We start from the raw sequence: 24,323 nt of genomic DNA on the forward strand, positions 1-24,323 counted from the left end.
ATTTGGACTTGGCGCCTTATGCAGAAGAAATGGCTCTTGTGCTTATGTTTCATATTTAACGTCGCTTATGCAGTCCCTCAGTTTACTGACACTGCGCAAATAATGCGTCACTACGATTACAGCAATGGATTAAGTCAAGTTACGGTAACAGCATTAGCACAAGATCAATATGGTTATATATGGATTGGCACACAAGCTGGGCTTAATCGCTTTGATGGCCATGAATTTAAGCAATTTGTTCCTAAGCAACAGAATGATAGTAGTCTAGCTGGTGGCTTTATTAGCGACCTGTGCATTAGTGCGGACAAGGTTTGGATTGGTACACGCACTGGGTTGAGTGTCTACCACAGTACTAGAGGGGTCTTTACTTCTTTTTTGTCTGATCAACATGACGCAATTGTCTCGGACCGAGTCATCTCTTTGGACTGCAATGGATCGAATGTAGTGGTATCGCAAGAAGATGGCAATGTTTATCAAATTAACCAATCAACACTGCAACCTTCTAAAGTTTCATTACCCGGCCGTTTTATTCGTAATGTTGTTGAACGTAATGACGCTTATTTTTACTTGAGCGAACAAGGTTTGATGAAGTACATGAAACAGTCTAGAGAAGCGATATTATTACTTGATGGCGAATTTGAAAAAATGAGCTTTTCGGTTCAGCGCATTATTTTGATCAGCAAAGCACAGCAACTGGTCAATTACGACACTCTATATGAACGTGTATTATGGTCGCGCAGTTTTAACAATGACGTAAATGTCACCCTGCATAATGTTGTGGTGAATGGCAATGAGGTGCTGGTGACCAGCAACAATGGCTTATATTTGCTCGATAGGCAAGGGCAACTAATTAATCACTGGTATAAACGTACAAATCAGTCAAGCGGGTTGCTAGACAATAATGTTATTACTGTAATGCGAGATTTAAATCAAGACCTTTGGCTTGGTACAGAAACACGCGGCTTACACTTCTTTAGTCAGCTGAGCGAATCATTTGGTCATGTTAGCCAATTTAATTACCCAGAATCACCATTACAAAGCACAGATATAAGAAGCTTCGCGATTGATAAAAAAGATAGGTTGTGGTTTGGTACATCAAGTGGCTTGTTTGTGTTTGATGGAAAGGGGTTTCGTGAGGCCAAAGCTTTGTACGCGCAGCTTGATGTGTTAGATAACAGCTTTGTCACCAAAGTCGCATTTATTGATGGCGTGCTCTGGATCACAACGCGAGGTAATGGTGCACTTAGATTTGATATGCAATCAGAGCGTTTAGAGCATCTAAAACCTGACTTTGGTAATGGACCTGAGCTGACCTTTAACAGTCTCATCAAGTTTGAAGGGGAGGTTTTAATCAGCTCGCGAACCACAGGTATTTTAAAATACGTGCCGAATAAACATAACTTACAACCATACTTTCATCCCTCTATTCGCGCGCCAAGCCATGTTTCTTCACTGAAAAATATCGATGGTGAGTTGTGGTTTGGTTCTATTGGTAACGGGTTATTTAAATATTCTAAGGGGGAGCTTCGGAATCTGACAACTCAAGATGGCTTGGTTTCTGACCTCGTATTTATGCTCGAAAGAGATCAATATGGCAAAGTATGGGTTGCAAGTGAACTCGGTCTTTCAATCGTGACAGCAGAGTTTAAGATTGCCAACGTGCTGACCAAGGAGCATGGATTGGCAAACACGGCGATTTGGGCATTGGTTTATGATGGCTCGGAACATATTTGGGCGGGGACGAGCGGTGGACTGAGCCAAATTAACACCACCAGTATGTCTATTCATAACTTTTCACCTATTGACGGTGTTCAAGATAATGAATTCAACTATAACGCTGCTTGGCTAGCACCGGATGGCAGAGTATTTATTGGTGGTGCAAAAGGGTTTAATCAATTTTACCCGCAAAAAGTCGTTATAGATAAGAGCGAACGGGCCTTGCTGATAAGCCATATTGAGCTGTTAGGAAAGCTGTTAACCCCAAAAGAAGAGGGCTTGTTGAGTACATCTCCAGAGCTTGCAACAGGCCTTAACCTAGCTCACGATCAAAATATTGTTTCATTACAATATTCTAGCTTAGATTACGGGTCTGAGCAGCAGCAATTTTTTTATCGTGTTTTAGGTTTGAGTGATAAATGGTTAAAGCTTGCTTCAGGTGTAAGGCAGGTTAGCTTGTTACGATTGGAGCCTGCTGAATACGTAGTTGAAGCCTATACCGTAAATCGTTTTAATATAGCTTCACCCGTGCACCGTTTTACTCTAAATATTGGCGCGCCCTGGTGGTGGAATGTTTATTCCAAAACAGCCTACGCGCTGTTTGTATTACTGATATTGTTTCTAATTACTCGAGCTCGCCAAAAGCGCTACGAACAAGTGCTAGTTGCTAACAAAAAAATGCATGATTTACAGCAACGTTTAGAGCTATCGTTGTGGGCCAGCGGTGATGAACTTTGGGATTGGCATATCACTAGCAGCACCATATACAGGCATAGTGTGTCACCAAGAGTTGATTATGGTGTGACTCAAGAACGTATGACTATAGATGATATAGGTGAGTTTGTGCATCAAGCGGATGGTGAGAGGCTTCGCAGCAAAGTAAAAGCCTGCATAAGTGGTGAAGCCCAAAGTTATGAAATTCCCATCAGAGTTAAAGATCTAAACGGAAACTGGGTCTGGGTGCTTGATAGAGGAAAGGTCGTTAAACGGGACCGGCAGGGCCAAGCTATTCGCATTGCGGGTGCTTTGAAAGACATTGAAGAGCTTAAAGAGCACGAAAATGCTTTGCAGGCACTTAACGAGCAACTTGAGATAAAAGTTGCGCTGCGCACTGATGAAATATACAAGAAAAACCAAAAGCTTGAACAGGCAATGCTGGAATTAAAACATACCCAAGATGAATTAATAGAAAGCGAGAAAATGGCGTCATTGGGCGGGCTGGTTGCTGGTGTGGCTCATGAAATAAATACGCCTTTGGGTGTTGCACTGACGGCCTTGACTTACAACGAAGAAAGTATGCAAAAAGTAGCGAAAAAGCTACAGAATAAAACCCTGAGTCAAAAAGATTTGAGTAAAGCAATTGAAGATCAAACGCAGGGTTACCAACTTGTATTTAGAAATTTAGACAGGGCACAAGAGCTTATAGGTAACTTCAAACAAGTAGCAGTTGATCAATCCAGTGAAGTTTGTCGAGAAATCAACCTTAAAGCGTATATAAAGGATGTTTTGGTCTCTTTAGAGCCATTGATTAAAGGCAAAAACATCGTAATTGATGTGCATGGCGCAGAGGATATTGAGTTATTCACTTATGCTGGTGCTATTTATCAAATTATGACCAACTTACTGAATAATTCAGTGATCCATGGCTTTGAAAACAAAAGCAGTGGTCGGGTTGATATTGAGTTAACAGCGGATCAAAACGAGTGGCTTGTTACTTATCAAGATGACGGTGTTGGGATGAGTAAAGAAATGTTGAAAACTGTGTTTGATCCGTTTGTAACGACCAAGCGAAGCCAAGGAGGCTGTGGATTGGGCATGCATATTGTTTACAACCTCGTGACGCAATTGCTGAAAGGGGAGATCCGTTGTGTATCTGAGCAAGGCAAAGGTATTGAAGTAAAATTAAAGGTGCCAATCATTCAAGCTGATAGCTTAGATGATGGCACCAAACAGTCAGTTAGTACTGATAGCTAATGTGCTGAAAGAAACGCACATTGACGTCTTGTTTAGCTGGATTGATTTTTAATTCGTTGGTGAATGCACGGATCATTGCTTCAACGTTGTTCATGAAGCGCCCATAGCCCATATCTTTTTTGTCTGAGTTATGAGCAACAAGTACAAAATTCATGGTATCGACTAGTTTACTAGCATCCCATGTTGAGTGAAATTGTGTTTCTTCGTTATCAGTGTCAAAACTCAATTTACACAGCTCTTCGTTGCCACTGCTTTTATCTATTTGACTATTACGTATTAGCGGTAAACGGTCATCAGCTAGGAAGGCACATAACCGCAGATGTTTGTCTGCACAGCTTGATAAAAATAAGTCTTCAATATTGTTATAAAAAGCACTGTAATCATCGTGGTTATTGATGAGATGCTGATATTCTGTCTTTAAAGCTCGGGTTACTGGCAAGCTGAATGTTGCATACGTCATTTCCGAATGTTCATCAGGCAAGTTACAATTTCTCGCTTGGTATCTCGGGTACAGACCACGCAATTTATAGCCGTAGCTTTCTTTACTGCCCTTTGCCTTTGCAAAAATATCGTAGGTCAAGTGTTGGTGGTCGCGCACACGTAGTGTGTTTTCAGCAATTGGTTTAACGACCTCCACTAATGCATCTAAAGTGAGTTTTACTTTACTGTGAAAACTTGCTGCATTAGCGCGGATGTCGTCACCTGTCGCTAAAAATAGCAATGTGATTTTTCTCGCTTTTACGCCTTCTTCCCAATAAGACTTGTGGGCTTCATGATATTTCGGGTTGTAGAAAAACAACATTTGCTTTTGCGTTTGCAAGCAGTAAGATTCTTCGTGATAACGCACGACAGGTAATTTGTCGTTGGCTATAAAATGCACGTTGTGCAATTCGTACTCATCACATAAAGCAAAAAGTTGTCGAGCTAAACGCTCATAACAGCTATTCAGGTCATCGAAGCAATTGTAAAATTCGTCCGTTGGTTTGAATTCAGCCAAAATATATTGGTTATTTCGCGCTTTTGACGGAATATATACGCGATTCAAATTCATAGAAGCCATGTGTGTTGTCCTTGAGTTACTTCACTTTTATGGGCGCACTATAATTCAATTTTATGACTTTTTTATTGCGATAGAACAAAAAATGTCATGAAATTTTAAGATCTTGTTAAATAGTTGGTTTGGGCATCATGTGCCACTCATATAGGTTGCTATGTGTCATTGCGCATTTGGAGTATTAAAAGCCTTTAATTTGAACAAAAACCATACCTCAAATATCAACACGCCCTAAATCAGGTAATTATTCTTATCTTCAATAAAGGATTTACTGTAAGTTAGCGATGGTTTTTGTAATAATGCCGAGGTTATTAAGTGCAAAATTTCAGAGGAATGCATACCCATGGCGGAAACAGAGAATCGCCCAACAAACTTTATAAGAAATATCATTGATGCAGATTTGGCGAGCGGTAAGCACCAGCAAACTCACACGCGTTTTCCGCCAGAGCCAAACGGCTTTTTACACATTGGTCATGCCAAATCAATTTGCTTAAACTTTGGCATCGCACAAGATTACAAAGGCCTTTGTAACCTGCGTTTTGATGACACAAACCCAGAAAAAGAAGACATCAACTACGTAAAGTCTATTCAAGAGGATGTATCTTGGTTAGGTTTCAATTGGGATGGTGACATTTGTTATTCATCAAACTATTTTGACAAGTTGCACGGTTATGCCGTTGAGTTGATTGAAAAAGGTCTTGCGTATGTGTGTTTCTTATCACCAGATCAAGCACGTGAATATCGTGGCACTTTAACTGAACCCGGCAAGAACAGTCCTTATCGTGATACGTCTGTAGAAGAAAACTTGGCTTTGTTTGCCAAAATGCGTAACGGTGAGTTTAAAGAGGGAGAGTGTGTACTGCGTGCCAAGATTGATATGGCAAGTTCATTCATGGTGCTACGTGACCCAATTATTTATCGTATTCGTTTTGCACACCATCACCAAACGGGTGATAAATGGTGTATTTATCCAATGTACGACTTTACACACTGCATTTCGGATGCGCTAGAAGGGATCACACATTCGCTTTGTACGCTAGAGTTCCAAGATAACCGTCGTTTATACGATTGGGTACTTGATAACATCAGCATTGAGTGTCATCCACAGCAAATTGAATTTTCACGCCTTAATTTAGAATACACCGTGATGTCAAAGCGTAAGCTCAATGATTTGGTTGTAAACGGTCATGTAGAAGGGTGGGACGATCCTCGTATGCCGACGATTGCTGGCTTACGCCGTCGTGGTTATACGCCAGCGTCGATCCGTGAGTTCTGTAAGCGTATCGGTATTACCAAGCAAGATAACATGGTTGAAATGGGCATGTTAGAAGCTTGTATTCGTGACGATTTAAATGAAAGCGCGCCACGTGCCATGGCTGTCCTTGACCCAGTTAAAGTTGTGATTGAAAACTACGAAGAAGGCAAAGTTGAGCAATTGGTTGCGCCAAATCATCCAACAGATGAGTCTATGGGCACGCGCGAGTTGCCATTTACCAAAGAGCTATACATTGAACGTGAAGATTTCCGTGTTGAAGCGAATAAGAAATTTAAACGATTAGTATTGGGCAAAGAAGTTCGTTTACGTAATGCTTACGTAATTAAAGCTGAACGTTTTGATGAAGATGCTGACGGTAATATCACAGCCATTTACTGCACGTATGATGACGAAACTTTAGGTAAAAACCCGAGTGATGGTCGTAAGGTTAAAGGCGTTATTCACTGGGTGAGTGCTACGCACTGTGTTGAAGCGCAAGTTCGTCAGTACGATCGCTTGTTCAACGTACCAAACCCAGCGGCAGCAGAAGACTTTACGCAAACTCTTAATCCGGATTCATTGGTGATCATAGAGTCGGCTAAGTTAGAGCCATCTCTGGCCAACGCAAAACCTGAGCAAGGTTTTCAGTTTGAGCGCATGGGTTATTATAGTCGAGATAATAAGTCAGACGAGTTGGTGTTTAACCAAACAGTTGGCTTACGTGACTCGTGGGCAAAAATTGAAAATGCCTAATTAAACTCTCTAAAAAGGCCGAGCTTCTCGGCCTTTTGTCTGTGTGAAAGGTATCATGACACTCCCCGCCGCAAATAAGCAAAGCGCTAAAGCAATCCACAACTTCTATATTAATGAGCAGCAGTCAATTTATTTGCTGTCGCATCATGATGCAAAAAAGCATCGTCAGTGGCTTAATATTTGTAAAAAGCAACTTACAATGCTGGGCTATAAAGATGTCGAAATTATTGGTTCCGGGGCTTTTGGTTTTGTTTTTGCTGGGGTGAGCCCTGATGGGCAGCAGTGGGTGTTTAAGTTTTCTCGTATCACGTTGGCGCAAGCTGTAAGAGACAGGCTTGAAGACGAAGCTTACATGCTGTCGCAAATTCATAATCCAATGGTGCCGAAATTCTTTGCTTTTGAGCGTGTTAAAAAGCAGGGGATCTTAATGATGGAACGTGCGCTTGGAGAAGATTTAGAGAAAATCTCCCTCAAGCGAGGCCGTTTTCACCCTGATGAGCTGGTGGAACTTGCGCTTAAGTTAAGAAATGTGTTGCGAGATCTGCGCTCTCATCGCAATGGTATGTCACCACAACCCATTGTCCACGGCGATATTAAGCCCTCAAACATTGTCTGGGATGAAGCAACGAAAAGTTTTTCATTGGTTGATTGGGGTAGCTCCGTTTATGCGCAAATTGATGAACACGGTGAGCCTGTCGCCAGCAACATAATGGATTTAATGTCATCGGATGTATCCAGCACCAATGCCAGAATGGGTGATGTGTACTTCATCGGTGATGAGCAAATGTCAGGGGCCCAGTCATCACCGCGGTTTGACGAGCAAGGTGTGGCATCTACTATCTATGCCTTGGCAAGTGCTCAATCTTGCCGTTTTGGCGCGCAAGTGATCCCTGCAAATAGCCTCGGCTTACCGCAAGAATTTGCTGCAGTGATTGATGCTATGTTGAGCAAGGATAAGCATATCAGAGATCAGGCGGGTGATTATTTTATGCGTAATATGCCAAAAATTGCGCGAACATATTTGCCGCGTTTACCTCGAACAGAAAACAAAGCCAATATTCCATTTTGGGTGAGTAACACACTAGAACAGCCAGACACTGTAGTCTATACCTCACGTAAAGAATTCTTACGAAGAGCCGATCATAATCAGCAGCTTGTGGATGTGAATGACGCACAGCTTGATAGATACTATAAAGAGTTCTTATTTGATACGGGTGACACTGAAAAAGCGTTTTTAGCGTCTATCAGTCGTTTAGCGAAATACCCAGTGGTAGGTGGCTTGAGTTTTCACTGGAAACAAGATTCATTATATATTGAATCAAGTTTGATACTACACGATCGCGCGTTACAAAATGCGTTGACGGATGCCATCAATGCCACTGTAATGTTGGCGCAGGGCATTACTCAAAAAGGTCTGTTCAAATGTTGCCTGTTCGATGCAAGACAAACTATCCAGCTAGAAAGGGATGATACAGGTGCATTTATTTTTGATAAGGTGCCCGAGCTATCATATTCAGTTGTGGATGTATCGAGTAACGAGTTAACACGACCACACAGTTATTTTGAAGATGGTAAAGACCCCGACGAACAATTGCAGTTGCCTAAGAGCATTATCAAGTGTGTATTTGAATTGAACCAGATACACCATACCGGTTGTATTATCTTTGAATCTCTAGCAAACCGTATGAAAATACACTATTACTATCGGCTATTGGATGCCAGCAAAGAAGCGCAGTTTAAAGCGCTTTTAAGTCGTATTATGCAGTACGCAATGAGTATCGAAGATGTGGGTGTAGCAGGTTTTATGAAATTACCATACAAAAATACGCGGGAATTTGACTTGTGTGCGCAGCAGATTGAGCACTATTTTCCTAAAAACCCAAAAGCGCTTGAGCTTTAAAGGACTTAGCGCATCGTAAAAGTTACAATGAAAAAAATCACATTGAAATGGCCCGTTGCTTGTTTCACATTAGCAACAGCACAACAAGTTATAAGCAAGGTTACTCTATGGACAAACAACAAAGACAGGATATTTTGAAACTCAGCTGGAGTATTCATGATGATGTTGAACAAGCCGTGTTAAAGCACCCCGCAGTTCACAATGACGAAGCTTGGCCTGAAAAACAGCGATTATTGCTTGCCGATATGGCACTACATTTATTGCAAACAGCGCTTAAACCGGGTGAGCTACAAAAAGACAAACTGACCAATAACTTAAATGCAATTTTAACACTTAGTGATGACTTTATAGAACATGTAGACCTCAAAGAAGTATCGAATAAGTTGTATCAGCCCGAGGCTGAACATGAGCAATAAAATTTCGCTCTCAAAGTCGCAATATGACCTGTTAGTTGAACAAACGCAGGCATATTGCGATAAGCACCATGACTTAAAGCTTGAGCAATTTGATGCTACGTTTATGGTTGATTTTTTCATTGAGCAGGTAGGCAAGCAAGTCTATAACCAAGCGCTAGAGGATGCGAAGGTACACCTGACGCAACATGTTGATGCACTTTGTGATAGGTTGTATGAGCTCGAAAAATACTAAATAATTTCAGGGAAAGCAGCATATGGATATGCCAAAGTTTTTGCATGAGGTACTTGGTGAGCAGCAAACATGGCGAAGCTTACTAACAGTCATATTATTCACGGTGGTGATTTGTGCACCGGTGTTTTACTTGCTTTACGTACCAGAAAATTTGTCTGCTATATCGTGGTGGAAAGAAACGCTCGGCGTTTTATTAATTATTGATGTTATTGCAGGGTGTGCCGCCAACTTTACGCGTGGTACAAATGATTACTATGCCACGCGAGCGAGTGCTCGTTGGGTCTTTATCGGTATACATTTTCATATATTTATCATTGCACTTGCTTTTGACCAACCGCTGGATATGAGCGCCTACATTTGGGGTTACAGTATTTTATCTGCCGCATTACTAAACTGCTTATTTAAGGGACCGTTTCAAAAGTATGTTGCAATGATAGTTGTAATGATTGGCTTGTTTGCGATTAATGAGATGCCCTTGACTCTTTGGTATCAGATTGTGGCAAGCTTGTTTTTAGTTAAAGTGTGCTACGCGTTTGCGGTGGACCATTACCACACACAAATAAGCGAGGCATAAAAAATCCGACACGAAGTCGGATTTCTCAAGACGATTATTCGTCGGGACGATAGGTCTTTTTCATGATGTACACGTAGGCATTCACAAACGCGTTTTCCTGATATTTTTTTAAGCCTGTATCTTCAAAGTCAATTGGAAGCGGATTACGCTTTAACTGCTCTTTTACTTCTGTGCTAGAAAGAAGGCGAACATCTAGCCCTTCAATTAACTGAATAGCCGCTTCCATCTTAAAGCCTGTCGCACTACCTGCAAATTTACCTTTGGGTGCGCGTTGACGGATAGCAACAGAGTCGATTTGGTAGTCAGCCATCAATTTTGCGAAATCAAACTGAAATTTACGCATGTCTTCAGTATCTTGGCCAACATTGCCAAGCGTAAAACGAGTTTGACGTACGTCTCTGATATCAAACACGTCATCTTCTTTGGTAAGCAAACATAGCAATACTTCACTACCTGTGATCTCAACACCACATGTTCTCATTAGTTGTTTCCAATTTATTGTGTTATCGGCGAATTATAGCAATCTCACACTCAAAGCAAAAGCTTACACCATGACTTCAATGGCAATTGCACTATGATCTGAGTATCGAATATCCTCTTCGTCTCTTTGAGGGTCTAAGTGTGCATCAAAATTATGATAAATAACTGATTTGACGCTGGCGTCTTTTTGATTGGGATTGAACTTATTTGAAGCAAGTATGTAATCTAGGATATTTCCAGTACCTTGGTAGTAATGCGTTGGAGGTTTCTGTGCAAAGGTATGTGCATTATCGGAAAAATTAAAACTGTCGAATAAACCAACACTATCAAAACTAGATTGTGCGGCGATTTGAGCGGGAAAAGTTTGCGTCATGAATGACAAAGCGGGGCTATGTATATTGTCGTTGAAGTCTCCCATAACCAATGTTGCGCTATTTTTTTCCCGCTGTGTTTTCAATGCGTCATAATAAATAATGGATGCTTCTAAAGAGCGCGAGATTTGAGACTGCATGGCCCCCACCGTCTGTTGTAGCATGGATAAAAGCGGGTCGTCTTGTGCTTGCTCAGTAAACATGTGCGCCATTGATAGCACGCGTTGTGATTTTAAATGTACGGCGTAGCAAGTGATGTCGCCTATGCCATCCAATTCGATTTGGCATTTTACTGGCGTGCGGTTAAAGCGAAAATCATGTTGGTTATTCAAATAATCAAGCAATTCGGGGCAGGGCACCAAAGCAGAAACTTGTTTAAAGGGGACCTTTGATGCGATGGCTACGACTGGGTTAAATAGTACATTGGAATAAATGGCATCGACTTGTGGTGTATCAACGGTAGCAAAATACTCTAAGCCTAAGCTTTTACACAATGTCTTTAATTCATCGATACTGAATACTTCTTGAAACGCGATTACAGTAGGATCTATATGTTCAATTAACCCTGTAATAAATTGAGTTTTAGATTGCCATTGAGACTCACTGTAATGTTCTTGTGGTTGGTAAAACGAAAATGGTGGTGCGACAAAGTTAAGTAAATTTAAAGAAGCGAAGCAGTAACGAGTCTGATCAGTCATGTTTGGGACCTTATATAATGCGCTAAGGTATACAAATTTAATAATTTATGTATCAATTTTAGTCTTTCCCTTGAATTTCGTCACGTGCACAGTCAAAATACCGTTCGGTTTGGAAGTCCCCAAGCACACGGTACGCTAAATCGCTGCCGGCGCCAATGCTTATTCGTAAAAGCGTTGTTGGGCACTCATTTTTTTAATTAATTAATTTAACTACATGTGATGCGTCGTAGGTGTCACCACTGTAAATAGGATTTATCATGCCAATTATTACGCTTCCTGACGGTAGTCAGCGTGTCTTTGAAAACCCAGTTTCAACTTTACAAGTCGCTCAAGATATCGGCCCTGGTCTTGCAAAAGCAACCATCGCTGGCCGAGTAAATGGTGTGCGTGTTGATGCATGCGACATCATCACTGAAGATGCGAATTTAGAAATCATTACGGCAAAAGACGAAGATGGTTTAGAGATCATTCGTCACTCTTGTGCTCACTTAATCGGCCATGCAATTAAGCAGCTGTTTCCAGATGTAAAAATGGCGATTGGTCCTACCATTGATAACGGCTTCTACTATGACGTCGATTTAGACCATTCATTGACACAAGAAGACTTAGATGCCATTGAAAAGCGTATGCTTGAGCTGGCAAAAACGAATTACGATGTTGTTAAGAAAACGGTTTCTTGGCAAGAAGCACGCGATGCGTTTGAAGCGCGTGGTGAAACATACAAAATTGAGATCCTAGACGAAAATATCGCAAAAGATGACAAGCCTGGTCTTTATCATCACGAAGAATACATCGATATGTGTCGTGGTCCTCACGTACCAAACATGAAGTTCTGTCAGCACTTCAAAATTATGAAAGTGGCAGGTGCTTACTGGCGTGGTAATTCCGAAAACAAAATGCTACAGCGTATCTATGGTACAGCTTGGGCGGATAAGAAGCAGCTTAAAGCCTACTTGAAGCGTCTTGAAGAAGCAGAAAAACGTGATCACCGTAAAATTGGTAAAGCACTCGACCTTTGGCACTGGCAAGAAGAAGCGCCGGGCATGGTATTTTGGCACAACGATGGTTGGAGCATCTACCGTGAGCTAGAAGACTTTGTTCGCGAAAAATTACGCGAATACAGCTACGAAGAAGTGAAAGGTCCAATGATGATGGACCGTGCACTTTGGGAAAAATCAGGCCACTGGGACAAATACGCGGATGCGATGTTCACAACTGAGTCTGAGAAACGCGAATATGCAATCAAGCCAATGAACTGCCCAGGTCACGTGCAGATATTCAACCAAGGTTTGAAATCTTACCGTGATTTACCGCTGCGCATGGCAGAATTTGGTTGTTGTCACCGTAATGAGCCGTCAGGTGCACTGCACGGCTTGATGCGTGTACGTGGCTTTACACAAGATGACGCCCATGTGTTCTGTACTGAAGAGCAGATCATGGACGAGGTTTCATCATGTATTAAGATGGTATACGACACATACGAAACATTTGGCTTTGAGAAGATTGTTGTAAAACTATCGACTCGTCCAGAAAAGCGTATCGGTGAAGATGAAATGTGGGACAAAGCCGAAGCGGCGTTAGCTGAAGCGCTTCAAGCCAACGGTATTGAGTTTGAATATCTACCGGGTGAAGGTGCTTTCTATGGCCCTAAAATTGAATTTACTTTATACGATTGCTTAGAGCGTGCATGGCAGTGCGGTACAGTGCAATTAGACTTCGCACTTCCGGGTCGTTTAGGCGCAACTTATGTTGCCGAAAATAACGAACGTAAAACGCCTGTTATGATCCACCGTGCTATTTTAGGTTCAATTGAGCGTTTTATTGGTATTTTAACTGAAGAATATGCGGGTCTTTTCCCAACTTGGTTAGCACCAAAGCAAGTGGTGATCATGAATATCACCGATAAACAAGCTGATTACGTGCACGAAATTGTGCAAAAGTTAAATAAACTTGGAATTAGAGCTTGTGCTGACTTGAGAAATGAGAAGATAGGCTTTAAAATTCGGGAGCATACTTTAAAACGTATACCTTACCTACTTGTTGTTGGTGATAAAGAAGTTGAACAACAAGAAGTAGCAGTGAGAACACGCAAAGGTGAAGACCTAGGCAAATTCTCAGTCGAAGATTTTATCGCCAAAATCAGCGAAGAAATAAAAACTCGACAATAATATAATTTGCGTGTGGCATAAATATGAAAACGCTGCACGCATTTACTTTTGATTTTCTTGGAGGAACATACCATTAGAGGCGGAAAAAAAGGGCAAACTACAGCTCAAAAAAATCGTATCAATGAAGAAATAACTGCGAAAGAAGTTCGCTTATCTGGCGTTGAAGGTCAGGAAGCGAGCATTATGTCGTTAAAAGAAGCTCAAGCGATTGCTGATGAAGCCGGAGTGGATCTAGTAGAGATTAGTCCTAATGCTGAACCTCCAGTCTGTAAGGTGATGGACTACGGTAAGTTCCTTTTTGAAAAAGCAAAATTACAAAAAGAACAAAAGAAAAAGCAAAAGCAGATCCAAATTAAAGAGATCAAGTTCCGTCCAGGTACTGACGAAGGTGATTACCAAGTTAAGCTACGCAACCTAAGAAAATTCTTAGAAGCTGGTGATAAAGCTAAAATCACTATTCGTTTCCGTGGTCGTGAAATGGCTCACCAAGAAATTGGTATTGAATTACTTAACCGTGTTAAAACTGATTTAGAAGATTTAGCAGTTGTTGAGTCTTTCCCAAATCGTGTTGAAGGGCGTCAAATGGTTATGATGATGTCGCCTATTGCTAAAAAGTAATAAACACGGCATAATGCGCGCGAATTTAATACAGGTTTAAAGCGCCACTGGCCACCTGTATTAACCGGTTTTGAAGAAAGGGGAGACCCTTCACCGGATTTGGTTGTGAGTTAGGCCTTAAAAGTGATGGCAACATCCGCCTGCTTACATTGGTTTAAAGCAATACATTTGGAGTTATTGCAATGGCTTATAAGCTAAAATCACACAGAGGCGCAGCTAAGCGTTTCAAAAAGACTGCTTCAGGCGGTTATAAGCGTAAACAGTCGCACCTTCGTCACATTCTGACTAAGAAGTCTTCTAAGCGTAAACTACACTTACGTGCTAAGTCTATGGTTCACAAAAACGACATCGGTCTAATCGATCGCATGTTACCATTTGCTTAATAGGGGATATCAGAAATGGCAAGAGTTAAACGCGGTGTTATCGCACGTGCACGTCACAAAAAAGTATTAAAGCAAGCTAAAGGTTATTACGGAGCACGTTCACGTGTTTACCGCGTAGCTTTCCAAGCAGTAACTAAAGCAGGTCAATACGCATACCGTGACCGTCGCGCTAAGAAACGTACTTTCCGTCAATTATGGATCGCACGTATCAATGCTGCAGCACGTCAAAACGGCCTTTCTTACAGCCGCTTCATCAATGGCCTTAAAAAGTCATCTGTTGAAATCGATCGTAAGATCCTAGCTGATATCGCAGTATACGACCAAGTAGCTTTCGCAGCATTAGTTGCTAAAGCAAAAGACGGTCTAGCTGCTTAATAAGCACTAAAGCTTATTCCTTAAAAAAGGAGCCAATGGCTCCTTTTTTTGATCTTACCGTTTAGCGGTTTTTTATGAGTACTTTGTCCATTAAGTTTGTGCTTAAAAAGCGCTTTAAATAGCCCATTAAATAGGTAGGGAAAGTGACGTAATAGCGTGGCTTAGCACGTTTTGCAGTGAGTGCGTGTAACAGCTTGTTATACACAGCTTCTGGCGGTAGGGTGAAAGGCTGTGGTGCCGTTTTAGCAGCTAAACGGTTTAATTGCGCATTATATTCTTGTTCATACGGGCTTGATGAAATATCAATGTTTTCGACAAACGCTTGTTTGGCATTTTCTCTAAACTTGGATGTGATTGGTCCCGGTTCTATTAAACTAATTTGAATATTGGTGCCTTTTAATTCCATGCGTAAGGTATCCGTGAGACCCTCTAGAGCAAATTTGCTCGCGTTATATGCCCCGCGAAAGGGTAAAGCAACCAATCCCAAAACTGACGAGTTATGAATTATACGCCCAGCACCATTTTGGCGCATATGTTTTACAGCAAGGTTTGTGAGTGTATGCCAAGCAAAAAAGTTCACTTCGAACTGTTGACGCAAAACTTGAGTTGGTAAGTCTTCAACAGCACCTGGCTGTCCGTAAGCACCATTATTAAAAAGCGCGTCTAGCTTATCATCACAGAGTTTAAGTGTTTCATTAAATCCTTGGTGAATACTGTTTTCATCACTCAAATCGATCTGAATACATTGTAACCCTTCAGCTTTGAGCCTTTCTACATCTGACTCTTTACGGCACGATGCAATGACATTGTACCCTGCTTTTTTTAGAGCATGAGCACAATAGTAACCAATGCCAGTAGAGCATCCTGTTATAAGAATTGATTTTGTCATAAAAGCCTTCTTGAACTGTTTTTGGTTGCTAGTAATTGTGGTTGCGATGCAATTAGCTGCATATTTTTGTTGAATCACCGCACATTGTAAGATGTTAACTAAAATATTGATATAATTGTGCAATCTACGCTGAAAATTGAGAAATATAAATGATAGCAAGCATGATTATGTTAGCTGCAAGCTTGTCATTAGATGGTCACTTACCTCCGTTAATGCAGTGGCAAGGGCAAAGCGCAAACGTGATACAAAAAAGTGGTCCATTAACAACCGACTTTGAATTAAGCGACGGTTTGAACTCGCCTGATTATGCACAAACGATGGCATTTGTAGAGCGCTTAGTCGCAGCGAATCCCACTCAATTTAAAGCTGTAAATATAGGCTATAGCGACTCAGGTCAAGCTATCAGAATGCTGATTGCCTCTGAAGAAGGGCAATTCTTGGCGCCCATGTTGCGTAACAGTGAAAAACCCACGTTGTTGATCCAAGCTGGGATCCATGCTGGTGAAATAGATGGCAAAGATGCGGGATTTATGATGCTCCGTGATGTCGCACTTGGCAAGCGACGTGATTTGCTGAGCAAAGCGAATATTCTATTTATTCCTATTTTAAATGTGGATGGACATGCGCGTCGAAGCAAATATAACCGAATAAATCAGCGTGGTCCGATAGAAATGGGCTTTAGAACGAACGGCAAAAATCTCAATTTAAATCGCGATTACACAAAGCTAGACACGCCAGGGGTTCGGGCTGTGCTTAAAGTGATTAATGATTACAAGCCAAGCCTATATTTGGATGTGCACGTGACCGATGGTGCTGATTATCAGTACGACATTACATATGGCTTTAACCCAGCGTTTGCAAGCGAGTCGCCCTCAGTTGCTAAAGTGTTGAGTGATAACATATCACCTAAGATAGACAAAGCTTTATCAAAACAAGGTCATACCCCAGGGCCTTTAGTTTTTGTCATGGACAAGCGAGACTTTAAAAAAGGTCTAGCAGGCTGGGTTGCAAGTCCTCGCTTTTCAAATGGTTGGGGTGATTTAGCGGGAGTGCCCACTATTCTCGTGGAGAATCACTCTCTTAAGCCGTATAAGCAAAGAGTATTAGGCACGTATGTTTTATATGATGGGGTGATCTCCGCTCTGGCAGAGCACAAAGCCCAACTTGATACGGCAGTGAAAATAGACGCAAATCGCAGGCCGAAAAAGTTGGTGGTAGAGCGCTCTTACACAGATCAGCCAGAGCATATTGAATTCAAAGGCATCGCCTACAAGCAGTTTCAAAGTGCGATATCTGGTCAACTAGAAGCGAAATACCTAGGAATACCAAAGCATTACGAAGCGTTACCTGTTTATTGGCAAAAAGATGTTGCAAAGGTTGTGACCGTACCAGACGCATTTTTTGTTCCTCCAACGTATCCTGAAATCGTAGAAAAGTTAAAGCTACATGGCATTGAGGTTGAGCAAGTTCAAGCAGATGAAGAGGCAACCGTAACGTTACAGCAGGCATCAGTAAGAGAGTATGAATTTGACAAAGTACCATTTGAAGGCCGTTTTAGAGTGAGTGCACAGTTCACTCTATCAACATTGAGTGACGTAGACATAAGTGGCTGGTACCGAGTTACTACAGAGCAGCCCAAAGGGCGATTAGCGACGCACTTATTGCATCCTGAAGCGCCAGACTCATTTTTCAGTTGGGGTGAATTCAATACAATTTTCCAACGAACTGAGTATGTTGAAAATTATGCATTAGAGCCTTTCGCACGTTCTATGTTAAAAGAGAACCCAGCGATGGCGCTAGAGTTCGATCGCAAAATACGTGAAGATGATAAATTTGCAAAGAACTCAAAGGCCAGAATGGAGTGGCTTTATGCACAGACACCGTATTATGATCAGGCCTATTTAAAATATCCTGTTCTAATGTCGTTCAAGGAGAAGTAGGGTGATAGTTCAAACAGTACCAGTGACGCCTTTTATGCAGAATACACGTTTTATTACGTGCGAGAAGTCTCAGAAAAGTGCGATTGTCGACCCAGGAGGTGAGACTGAAAAGCTACTCGCACATATCAAAAAACATGAGCTTGACGTCGAATGTATTTTGCTTACACACGGTCATTTAGATCATGTGGGCGCTGCTGATGAACTAAAGCAATTATTAAAAATAAATATCATTGGCCCGCACGAAGATGAGAAGTTTTGGTTTGATGCGCTACCTATGCAAGCGCAGATGTTTGGCTTTCAAACCCAAGTGCCGTTTTATCCCGACAAGTGGTTGCAACATAATGAGCGTATTGTTGTTGGAGATACTGAGCTTGTAGTACTTCATTGCCCAGGCCATACACCAGGACATGTTGTTTTTTATAATGAAGAAGCAGCGCAAGTATTAGTTGGTGATGTGTTATTTAAAGGTTCTGTTGGCCGAACTGATTTTCCCAAAGGAAATGCGGCACAATTGCACCAATCGATTAGAGAGCAGTTATTTACTTTGCCTGACAATACGCAAGTGATGTCTGGTCATGGAGAAAACACCACCATAGGGTATGAAAAACAAAATAACCCGTTTATGAGTGGACGATTTGGTTAACGAAGGGGCGGACAAATGCTTTGTCTGCATGTATAATTTTTCCCACTGACTAAAATTTAAAGAAAAAACAATGTCATTAAATCAGGTTGATCGCCAAATACTGGCACTATTGCAGCAGGACGCAAGTCTTTCCACAGCGGAAATCGCTGATAAAGTTGGTCTTTCACAGTCGCCTTGTTGGCGTCGAATTGCCAAACTCGAACAGGATGGATATATCAAAGGGAAAGTTGCTTTGTTAGATGAAAAGCAACTTGGATTTGATATGTTGGTCTATGCACACGTTCGTTTATCGAATCATGGCAAAAATAACTTAGCTGAATTTGAAAAGCTAATTATGAGTTATGACGAAGTAACAGAGTGCTACACGATGGCCGGCACGATGGATTTTATGCTGAGAATTATTTCTCGCGGTATAGAAGGCTATGAACTGTTTGTACGAGATAATTTACTCAATCTTGAATATGTACAAGAGGTTCATTCGAACGTGACCATGACTTGTGTGAAACGTACGACAGCGTTGCCATTGTAATTATTGAGTAATTTGTCATAGAGCTGTCGTCAGTTCGGCCTATAATATTGGCATCTAGTTTGTTAAAAGCGCTGTATTTTGATAAAATCCAGCGCTTTTCTGTATGTTGTAAAACGAGGATGTGAATGTTTAATTTAATCAGCAAGGCGCCGAGCTCTGCTAAAAATGACATCTTATCTGGTTTAACCGTGGCACTTGCCTTGGTACCAGAAGCCGTCGCCTTTGCGTTTGTAGCTCAAGTAGACCCACTTGTTGGCCTATATGCTGCGTTTATTGTTGGTTTAATAACGTCTATTTTCGGTGGCCGTCCGGGGATGATCTCGGGTGCCACAGGTGCGCTTGCAGTTGTTATGGTCAGTCTTGTTGTTGAGCACGGCGTTGAATATCTGTTCGCGACAGTGTTACTGATGGGCATATTGCAAATATTAGCTGGGGTATTTAAGCTTGGTAAATTCATACGCATGGTACCTCATCCGGTGATGTTGGGCTTTGTGAATGGATTAGCAATTGTTATTTTCCTAGCCCAACTCGGTCAATTCAAAGTATCCGATGCGCAAGGTCAGCTACAGTGGATGCAGGGCAGTGAGCTTTACATCATGCTTGGCTTAGTCGCTTTGACCATGTTTATTATTCACTTCCTACCCAAAGTTACAACAGCTATCCCTTCTTCATTAGCCGCCATTTTGGTCGTAACGGGCCTAGTGATTGGTTTAGATTTGGATGCACGTAACGTACTTGACTATTTGAAAGATATGTCAGGCAATGTGAACGCGACTATTGCTGGTGGCTTACCTCAATTCCATATTCCTCAAGTGCCGCTGACCTTAGAAACGCTATATATTATTTTCCCTTATGCACTAGTTCTTGCCGCTATTGGTCTAATTGAGTCATTGCTGACTTTAACATTGATTGATGAAATTACAGAAACACGTGGTAACAGCAACCGTGAGTGTATTGGTCAAGGTGCTGCCAATATGACTTGTGGTGTATTTGGAGCGATGGGGGGTTGTGCGATGATCGGACAATCAATGATCAATATTAATTCAGGTGGTCGTAGCCGTTTGTCAGGTATCACTGCTGCTGTATTGCTTTTAGCGTTTATTTTGTTCGCTGCAAACTTAATTGAAATGATCCCACTGGCAGCATTGGTTGGTGTGATGTTTATGGTGGTACTTGGTACCTTTGAGTGGTCAAGCTTTAGACTAATGAAGCGAATTCCTAAAACTGATGCGTTTGTAATTGTTTTAGTTTCTGGCGTTACGGTCGTCACTGACTTGGCAATTGCCGTTTGTGTGGGTGTGATAGTTTCAGCCTTAGTATTTGCGTGGGAGCATGCAAAGCATATTTACACCAACAATTATATTGATGAGCAAGGTTCTAAAGTATACGAGCTTCATGGACCGTTATTTTTCGGTTCAGTTAAAAACTTTGCAGAACTGTTCGACGTAAACACAGATCCTGCGGATGTTATAATTGAGTTTAAATACAGTCGAGTAGCTGATCACAGTGCAATTGAAGCAATAGATAGCTTAGCGGAAAGGTATACCAAAGCGGGTAAAACACTACATTTACGTCATCTAAGCCAAGATTGTAAAGATTTGCTAGAGAAAGCGCGTGACTTGGTTGAAGTCAATGTAATAGAAGATCCAACTTATAAGGTTGCGTCAGATAAACTTGCATAATCTGTACATATTTAGAAAAAGTAAAAGGCACTTCGGTGCCTTTTTTAATTTGCGCTGGAACGTAAAAAAAGCAAGACCACTAGCAGTGATCCAAAAACCTGCACTGGGATATAATTTAATGAGCATACTGGGAGTAAATTAGACAGTTGAAATGGCAAGCACTCGTCGATAATCGACAACGATTTTTTTGGGTTTTACAAATAGCTGGCTGGTTTGGATACGCGCTAGTGAATTACATTGGCTCAAAAGTTTTTGAAATGCGCGACATCTATGTATTTGTGATCGTGTTGAATGCTTATGCAGGCTGTTTAATGACTGTGCCGCTTCGGTATTTGTATCGTCGAGTATGGAACGCATCGCCTTGGGTATTAATCTTAGTGGTTTTTGGTGCTTCATATTTAACAGGCACACTCTGGGCTGTGGTACAAAAGTTTAACCTTTGGGAGATTTACCGACATGGTTATCGTCCTGAGGAATGGTTTTACTATTTACAACAAGGTCTGGATTCGGTTTACATCGTGCTATGTTGGAGTGGCTTGTATTTTGGCGTCAAGTACTATCAATTATTGCAGAGTGAGCGACAAAAAGCGCTGAAAGCGAATACAATGGCCCATGAAGCACAATTAAAAATGCTGCGTTATCAGCTTAATCCCCATTTTTTATTTAATACGCTGAACGCGATTTCCACTTTGATTTTGGTTGAAGAGAATAAAGACGCAAACCAAATGGTGGCAAGGCTTAGTGACTTCTTGCGCTATACACTCAATACAGATCCAATTAAAAAAGTTGCGTTAGAGCAAGAGCTTCATGCTTTGCAACTTTATTTAGAAATTGAAAAAGTACGCTTTGATGAGCGTTTGGCCATTGAAATTGATGTGAGCGACGAAGCGAAGCAAGCATTAGTACCTAGCCTGATCTTGCAGCCGATAATTGAGAACTCAATTAAATATGCGATTGCTCATTTAGTAGAAGGCGGTAAGCTAGAGATAAAGGCGCAAGTTTTCGCTAATGAGCTGTTGTTAGAAGTGGGTGATAATGGCCCAGGCGCAGAGATCGAAAATGGACAGCTTAAGAGTGCGCAAGGTGTTGGTATCGCCAATACCATAGACAGATTAAGGACATTATATGATAACAATTATTCGTTTGTGTTGTCGCATAATGAACCCAGTGGATTCAAAGTAAATATTCGTGTCCCTTTTGAGAAGGCAAAGAAGTAATGAGCAAAATTAAAGCATTGATTGTTGATGATGAACCTTTGGCAAGAAAGGGCTTAGCGGTACGCTTAAAAGATTTCTCAGATATTGATGTTGTTGAGCTATGCAGTAGTGGTCAGCAAGCGATCGATACCTGTCACGATAAAGATATTGATTTAGTTTTTTTAGATATCCAAATGCCGGGTATGAACGGGTTTGAAGTAGCAAGAGCGTTGAGCGAGAGTGTAAAACCACTTCCTGCTATCGTATTTGTTACTGCTTTTGATCAGTATGCCGTTCAAGCATTTGAGATCCATGCATTGGATTACATTTTAAAACCCGTTGATGACAACAGACTAAAACAGGCGGTGGAAAAAGTGCAAAGTTACTTAAAAACACAACAAGATAACGCTCACAAGAAAAAGCTAGCAAGCTTTGTAGCGGGGATCACAGGGAATAATTGTGAAGAAATACTTAAAAAACTGGCAACGGGCGATGCATTGGTAGATAAAAAGTATCCCGAGTCTTTGGCTGTGAAGGAGCAGGGGGAGATTATTCGCGTGTCGACAGCTTCAATTCAATGGGTTGATGCGGCAGGTGATTACATGTGTTTGCACTGTAGTGATGGCCAAACACATATCTTAAGAAAAACCATGAAAGAACTAGAGCAAGAGCTAGATCCGACTTTGTTTGTGCGCGTACATCGTTCTGCTATTGTCAACACGAAACAAATTAGCAAACTGGTTACTCAAAGCAGTGGTGAATACTTATTGGTGTTAGACAACGGTCAGGAACTGAAGGTAAGCCGCAGTTATAGAGACAAGGTAAAAGCAGCTTTAGCAAGCTAAGCAGCCTTTACAGGCCGCTTAGTGATAAATACGGTTATACGGTTACAATTTTCATTGTATTCGTTGCTCCTATAGTTTCCATTGCATCACCGTGGGTTAAGATCACAGTGTCGCCAGGTTGTAATGAGCCAGCTTTAACCAGTGTGTTAAGTGCGTCTTTTACCATTGTTTGATCTGAACACTTCGTCGAATCAAAATAAACAGGGTATACACCTCGGTATAGCGCTGTTTGACCGAGTGTACTGGTGTGACGAGACAAAGAATAGATAGGTAACCCCGAGCTAATACGTGACATCAACTTTGCAGTTTTTCCCGATTCAGTCAAAGCGACAATTGCTTTAACTGTGCCAAGGTGGTTTGCTGCATACATTGCCGAAAGCGCCAAAGTCTCAGAAGTGTCTGCAAACATACTATCTAAACGGTGCTTAGATACATGTACTTCTGGTTGTGATTCAGCACCTAAACATACGCGTGCCATAGTGGCTACCGTTTCTTCAGGGTAATCACCCGCCGCAGTTTCTGCTGAAAGCATGACCGCATCGGTACCGTCTAACACCGCATTTGCCACGTCCATTACCTCTGCACGCGTTGGCATTGGATTATCAATCATTGACTCCATCATTTGCGTTGCAGTGATCACGGTACGATTGAGTGAGCGTGCGCGGCTGATGATCAGTTTTTGTTTACCAACCAGTGCAGCATCACCGATTTCGACACCTAAATCACCACGAGCGACCATGACCGCATCAGAAGCTAATACGATATCATCGACTGCTTCTTGGCTTTCTACTGCTTCTGCCCGTTCAATTTTGGCAAGAAGCTGAGCGTTTGATCCTGCTTTTTCCGCTAAAGAACGTACATAACGCATATCATCGCCACTGCGAGGGAATGATACCGCAATGTAGTCCACGCCAATTTCTGTTGCAGTGAGCAAGTCTTCTTTATCTTTTTCTGTAAACGCTGGTGCGGTTAAGCCTCCACCTAAACGGTTGATGCCTTTGTTGTTTGAGAGCACTCCACCTACTTTAACGGTTGTGTGCACTAAGTGGCCATCAACGTCATCAACAGTTAATTGAATTAAACCGTCGTTTAACAGTAGCAAGTCACCTTTGCTGACGTCTTGTGGTAATTCTTTATAATCGATGCCTACAGCTTCAACAGTACCTTCACCTTTACCCATTTGGGCATCAAGTGTGAATTTTGCGCCAACTTCTAGGTTCACCTTACCGTCTTTAAAAGTTGAAACTCGGATCTTTGGACCCTGTAGATCGGCTAAGATGGCAATATGCTTACCTAGCTTTTTTGCAATGTCACGTACAGCTTGTGCTCGGTCTTTATGGTCTTGAGCAACACCGTGGGAGAAATTAAGTCTGACAACGTTTGCGCCAGCTTGGATGATTTTTTCTAAATTATTGTTTCTGTCTGTTGCAGGTCCAAGTGTCGCTACGATTTTTGTGCGTCTAAGCATCAGGTTCTCCTGTAAACCTATCGTTATAGGGCTATTTTATTTGCTACTAATTCATTACAACATCATTTATTGAAAATATGCGAATAAGTCGGCATAGATTCTAAAAATTATCACTCATGTTAAAAAGATTTGCCACAAAAGGCTTTTTAACACTTCGATTAAAT

At 41.5% G+C, this 24,323-nt stretch carries 21 protein-coding genes; 16 read left to right on the top strand and 5 right to left on the bottom strand.

Translation table 11 applies throughout. The annotated features are described in order from the left end of the window. Window positions 1-18 precede the first annotated feature (18 nt). Window positions 19-3,690, top strand: a complete 3,672-nt coding sequence (locus tag ACW689_RS17970; RefSeq protein WP_476293444.1) for a sensor histidine kinase — start codon at window positions 19-21, stop codon at window positions 3,688-3,690. On the opposite strand, the gene ACW689_RS17975 is transcribed toward ACW689_RS17970, so the two are convergent. Beyond that, complete coding sequence (locus tag ACW689_RS17975; RefSeq protein ID WP_476293446.1) at window positions 3,674-4,750, bottom strand: DUF3083 family protein; 1,077 nt, start codon at window positions 4,748-4,750, stop codon at window positions 3,674-3,676. The genes ACW689_RS17970 and ACW689_RS17975 overlap by 17 nt on opposite strands. 337 nt (window positions 4,751-5,087) lie before the next feature. Here ACW689_RS17975 and glnS point away from each other — a divergent pair, with 337 nt between their 5' ends. From glnS to ACW689_RS18000, 5 genes are all read left to right on the top strand, one after another. Next, a complete protein-coding gene (glnS, locus tag ACW689_RS17980) occupies window positions 5,088-6,752 on the top strand; it encodes a glutamine--tRNA ligase (protein WP_476293447.1) in 1,665 nt (554 codons plus the stop codon). A 55-nt stretch (window positions 6,753-6,807) separates the two neighbouring features. Beyond that, window positions 6,808-8,652, top strand: coding sequence for a serine/threonine protein kinase (locus tag ACW689_RS17985; protein ID WP_476293448.1), 1,845 nt, complete (start codon window positions 6,808-6,810; stop codon window positions 8,650-8,652). 107 nt (window positions 8,653-8,759) lie between these two features. Next, entirely contained in the window at window positions 8,760-9,068 is a 309-nt protein-coding gene (locus tag ACW689_RS17990) for a hypothetical protein (RefSeq protein WP_476293449.1), read from the top strand. Continuing rightward, on the top strand, window positions 9,058-9,300 hold the full coding sequence (locus tag ACW689_RS17995; protein ID WP_476293450.1) for a DUF2164 domain-containing protein: 243 nt from the start codon (window positions 9,058-9,060) through the stop codon (window positions 9,298-9,300). Before ACW689_RS17990 ends, ACW689_RS17995 begins: the two co-directional genes overlap by 11 nt. Before the next feature lie 22 nt (window positions 9,301-9,322). Continuing rightward, a complete protein-coding gene (locus tag ACW689_RS18000) occupies window positions 9,323-9,874 on the top strand; it encodes a hypothetical protein (protein ID WP_476293451.1) in 552 nt (183 codons plus the stop codon). Between the two features lie 34 nt (window positions 9,875-9,908). On the opposite strand, the gene ACW689_RS18005 is transcribed toward ACW689_RS18000, so the two are convergent. Together ACW689_RS18005 and ACW689_RS18010 are read right to left on the bottom strand one after the other, a co-directional pair. Continuing rightward, window positions 9,909-10,355, bottom strand: coding sequence for a DUF3010 family protein (locus ACW689_RS18005; RefSeq protein WP_476293452.1), 447 nt, complete (start codon window positions 10,353-10,355; stop codon window positions 9,909-9,911). Between the two features lie 63 nt (window positions 10,356-10,418). After that, window positions 10,419-11,423, bottom strand: coding sequence for an endonuclease/exonuclease/phosphatase family protein (locus tag ACW689_RS18010; RefSeq protein WP_476293453.1), 1,005 nt, complete (start codon window positions 11,421-11,423; stop codon window positions 10,419-10,421). A gap of 257 nt (window positions 11,424-11,680) precedes the next feature. Between ACW689_RS18010 and thrS the strand changes: the two genes are divergently transcribed. The 4 genes from thrS (at window position 11,681) to rplT (ending at window position 14,967) form a co-directional block, all read left to right on the top strand. Then, entirely contained in the window at window positions 11,681-13,591 is a 1,911-nt protein-coding gene (gene thrS, locus ACW689_RS18015; protein ID WP_476293454.1) for a threonine--tRNA ligase, read from the top strand. A gap of 57 nt (window positions 13,592-13,648) precedes the next feature. Continuing rightward, entirely contained in the window at window positions 13,649-14,209 is a 561-nt protein-coding gene (infC, locus tag ACW689_RS18020; protein WP_476293455.1) for a translation initiation factor IF-3, read from the top strand. Between the two features lie 182 nt (window positions 14,210-14,391). Continuing rightward, a complete protein-coding gene (gene rpmI / locus ACW689_RS18025; protein ID WP_070985175.1) occupies window positions 14,392-14,592 on the top strand; it encodes a 50S ribosomal protein L35 in 201 nt (66 codons plus the stop codon). 15 nt (window positions 14,593-14,607) lie between these two features. Then, complete coding sequence (rplT, locus tag ACW689_RS18030; protein ID WP_070990847.1) at window positions 14,608-14,967, top strand: 50S ribosomal protein L20; 360 nt, start codon at window positions 14,608-14,610, stop codon at window positions 14,965-14,967. Window positions 14,968-15,028: 61 nt separating this feature from the next. On the opposite strand, the gene ACW689_RS18035 is transcribed toward rplT, so the two are convergent. After that, on the bottom strand, window positions 15,029-15,856 hold the full coding sequence (locus ACW689_RS18035) for an SDR family oxidoreductase (protein WP_476293456.1): 828 nt from the start codon (window positions 15,854-15,856) through the stop codon (window positions 15,029-15,031). A 149-nt stretch (window positions 15,857-16,005) separates the two neighbouring features. Here ACW689_RS18035 and ACW689_RS18040 point away from each other — a divergent pair, with 149 nt between their 5' ends. The 6 genes from ACW689_RS18040 to ACW689_RS18065 all read left to right on the top strand — a co-directional run bounded on the left by ACW689_RS18040 (window position 16,006) and on the right by ACW689_RS18065 (window position 22,691). Next, window positions 16,006-17,796 carry a M14 family metallopeptidase gene (locus tag ACW689_RS18040; RefSeq protein ID WP_476293457.1) on the top strand — a complete coding sequence of 597 codons (1,791 nt, stop codon included), beginning with the start codon at window positions 16,006-16,008 and terminating at the stop codon, window positions 17,794-17,796. Between the two features lies 1 nt (window position 17,797). Continuing rightward, on the top strand, window positions 17,798-18,439 hold the full coding sequence (locus tag ACW689_RS18045; protein ID WP_476293458.1) for an MBL fold metallo-hydrolase: 642 nt from the start codon (window positions 17,798-17,800) through the stop codon (window positions 18,437-18,439). 70 nt (window positions 18,440-18,509) lie between these two features. Then, window positions 18,510-18,968 carry an Lrp/AsnC family transcriptional regulator gene (locus tag ACW689_RS18050; protein ID WP_476293459.1) on the top strand — a complete coding sequence of 153 codons (459 nt, stop codon included), beginning with the start codon at window positions 18,510-18,512 and terminating at the stop codon, window positions 18,966-18,968. A 125-nt stretch (window positions 18,969-19,093) separates the two neighbouring features. Then, a complete protein-coding gene (locus ACW689_RS18055) occupies window positions 19,094-20,650 on the top strand; it encodes a SulP family inorganic anion transporter (protein ID WP_476293460.1) in 1,557 nt (518 codons plus the stop codon). Between the two features lie 146 nt (window positions 20,651-20,796). After that, complete coding sequence (locus ACW689_RS18060) at window positions 20,797-21,867, top strand: sensor histidine kinase (protein WP_476293461.1); 1,071 nt, start codon at window positions 20,797-20,799, stop codon at window positions 21,865-21,867. Next, on the top strand, window positions 21,867-22,691 hold the full coding sequence (locus tag ACW689_RS18065) for a LytR/AlgR family response regulator transcription factor (protein WP_476293463.1): 825 nt from the start codon (window positions 21,867-21,869) through the stop codon (window positions 22,689-22,691). Before ACW689_RS18060 ends, ACW689_RS18065 begins: the two co-directional genes overlap by 1 nt. Before the next feature lie 34 nt (window positions 22,692-22,725). Here ACW689_RS18065 and pyk read toward each other — a convergent pair whose 3' ends face one another. Then, window positions 22,726-24,159, bottom strand: a complete 1,434-nt coding sequence (pyk, locus tag ACW689_RS18070) for a pyruvate kinase (protein ID WP_476293464.1) — start codon at window positions 24,157-24,159, stop codon at window positions 22,726-22,728. Between the last annotated feature and the right edge of the window lie 164 nt (window positions 24,160-24,323).

Source organism: Pseudoalteromonas sp. ABE4_541 (assembly GCF_056312285.1).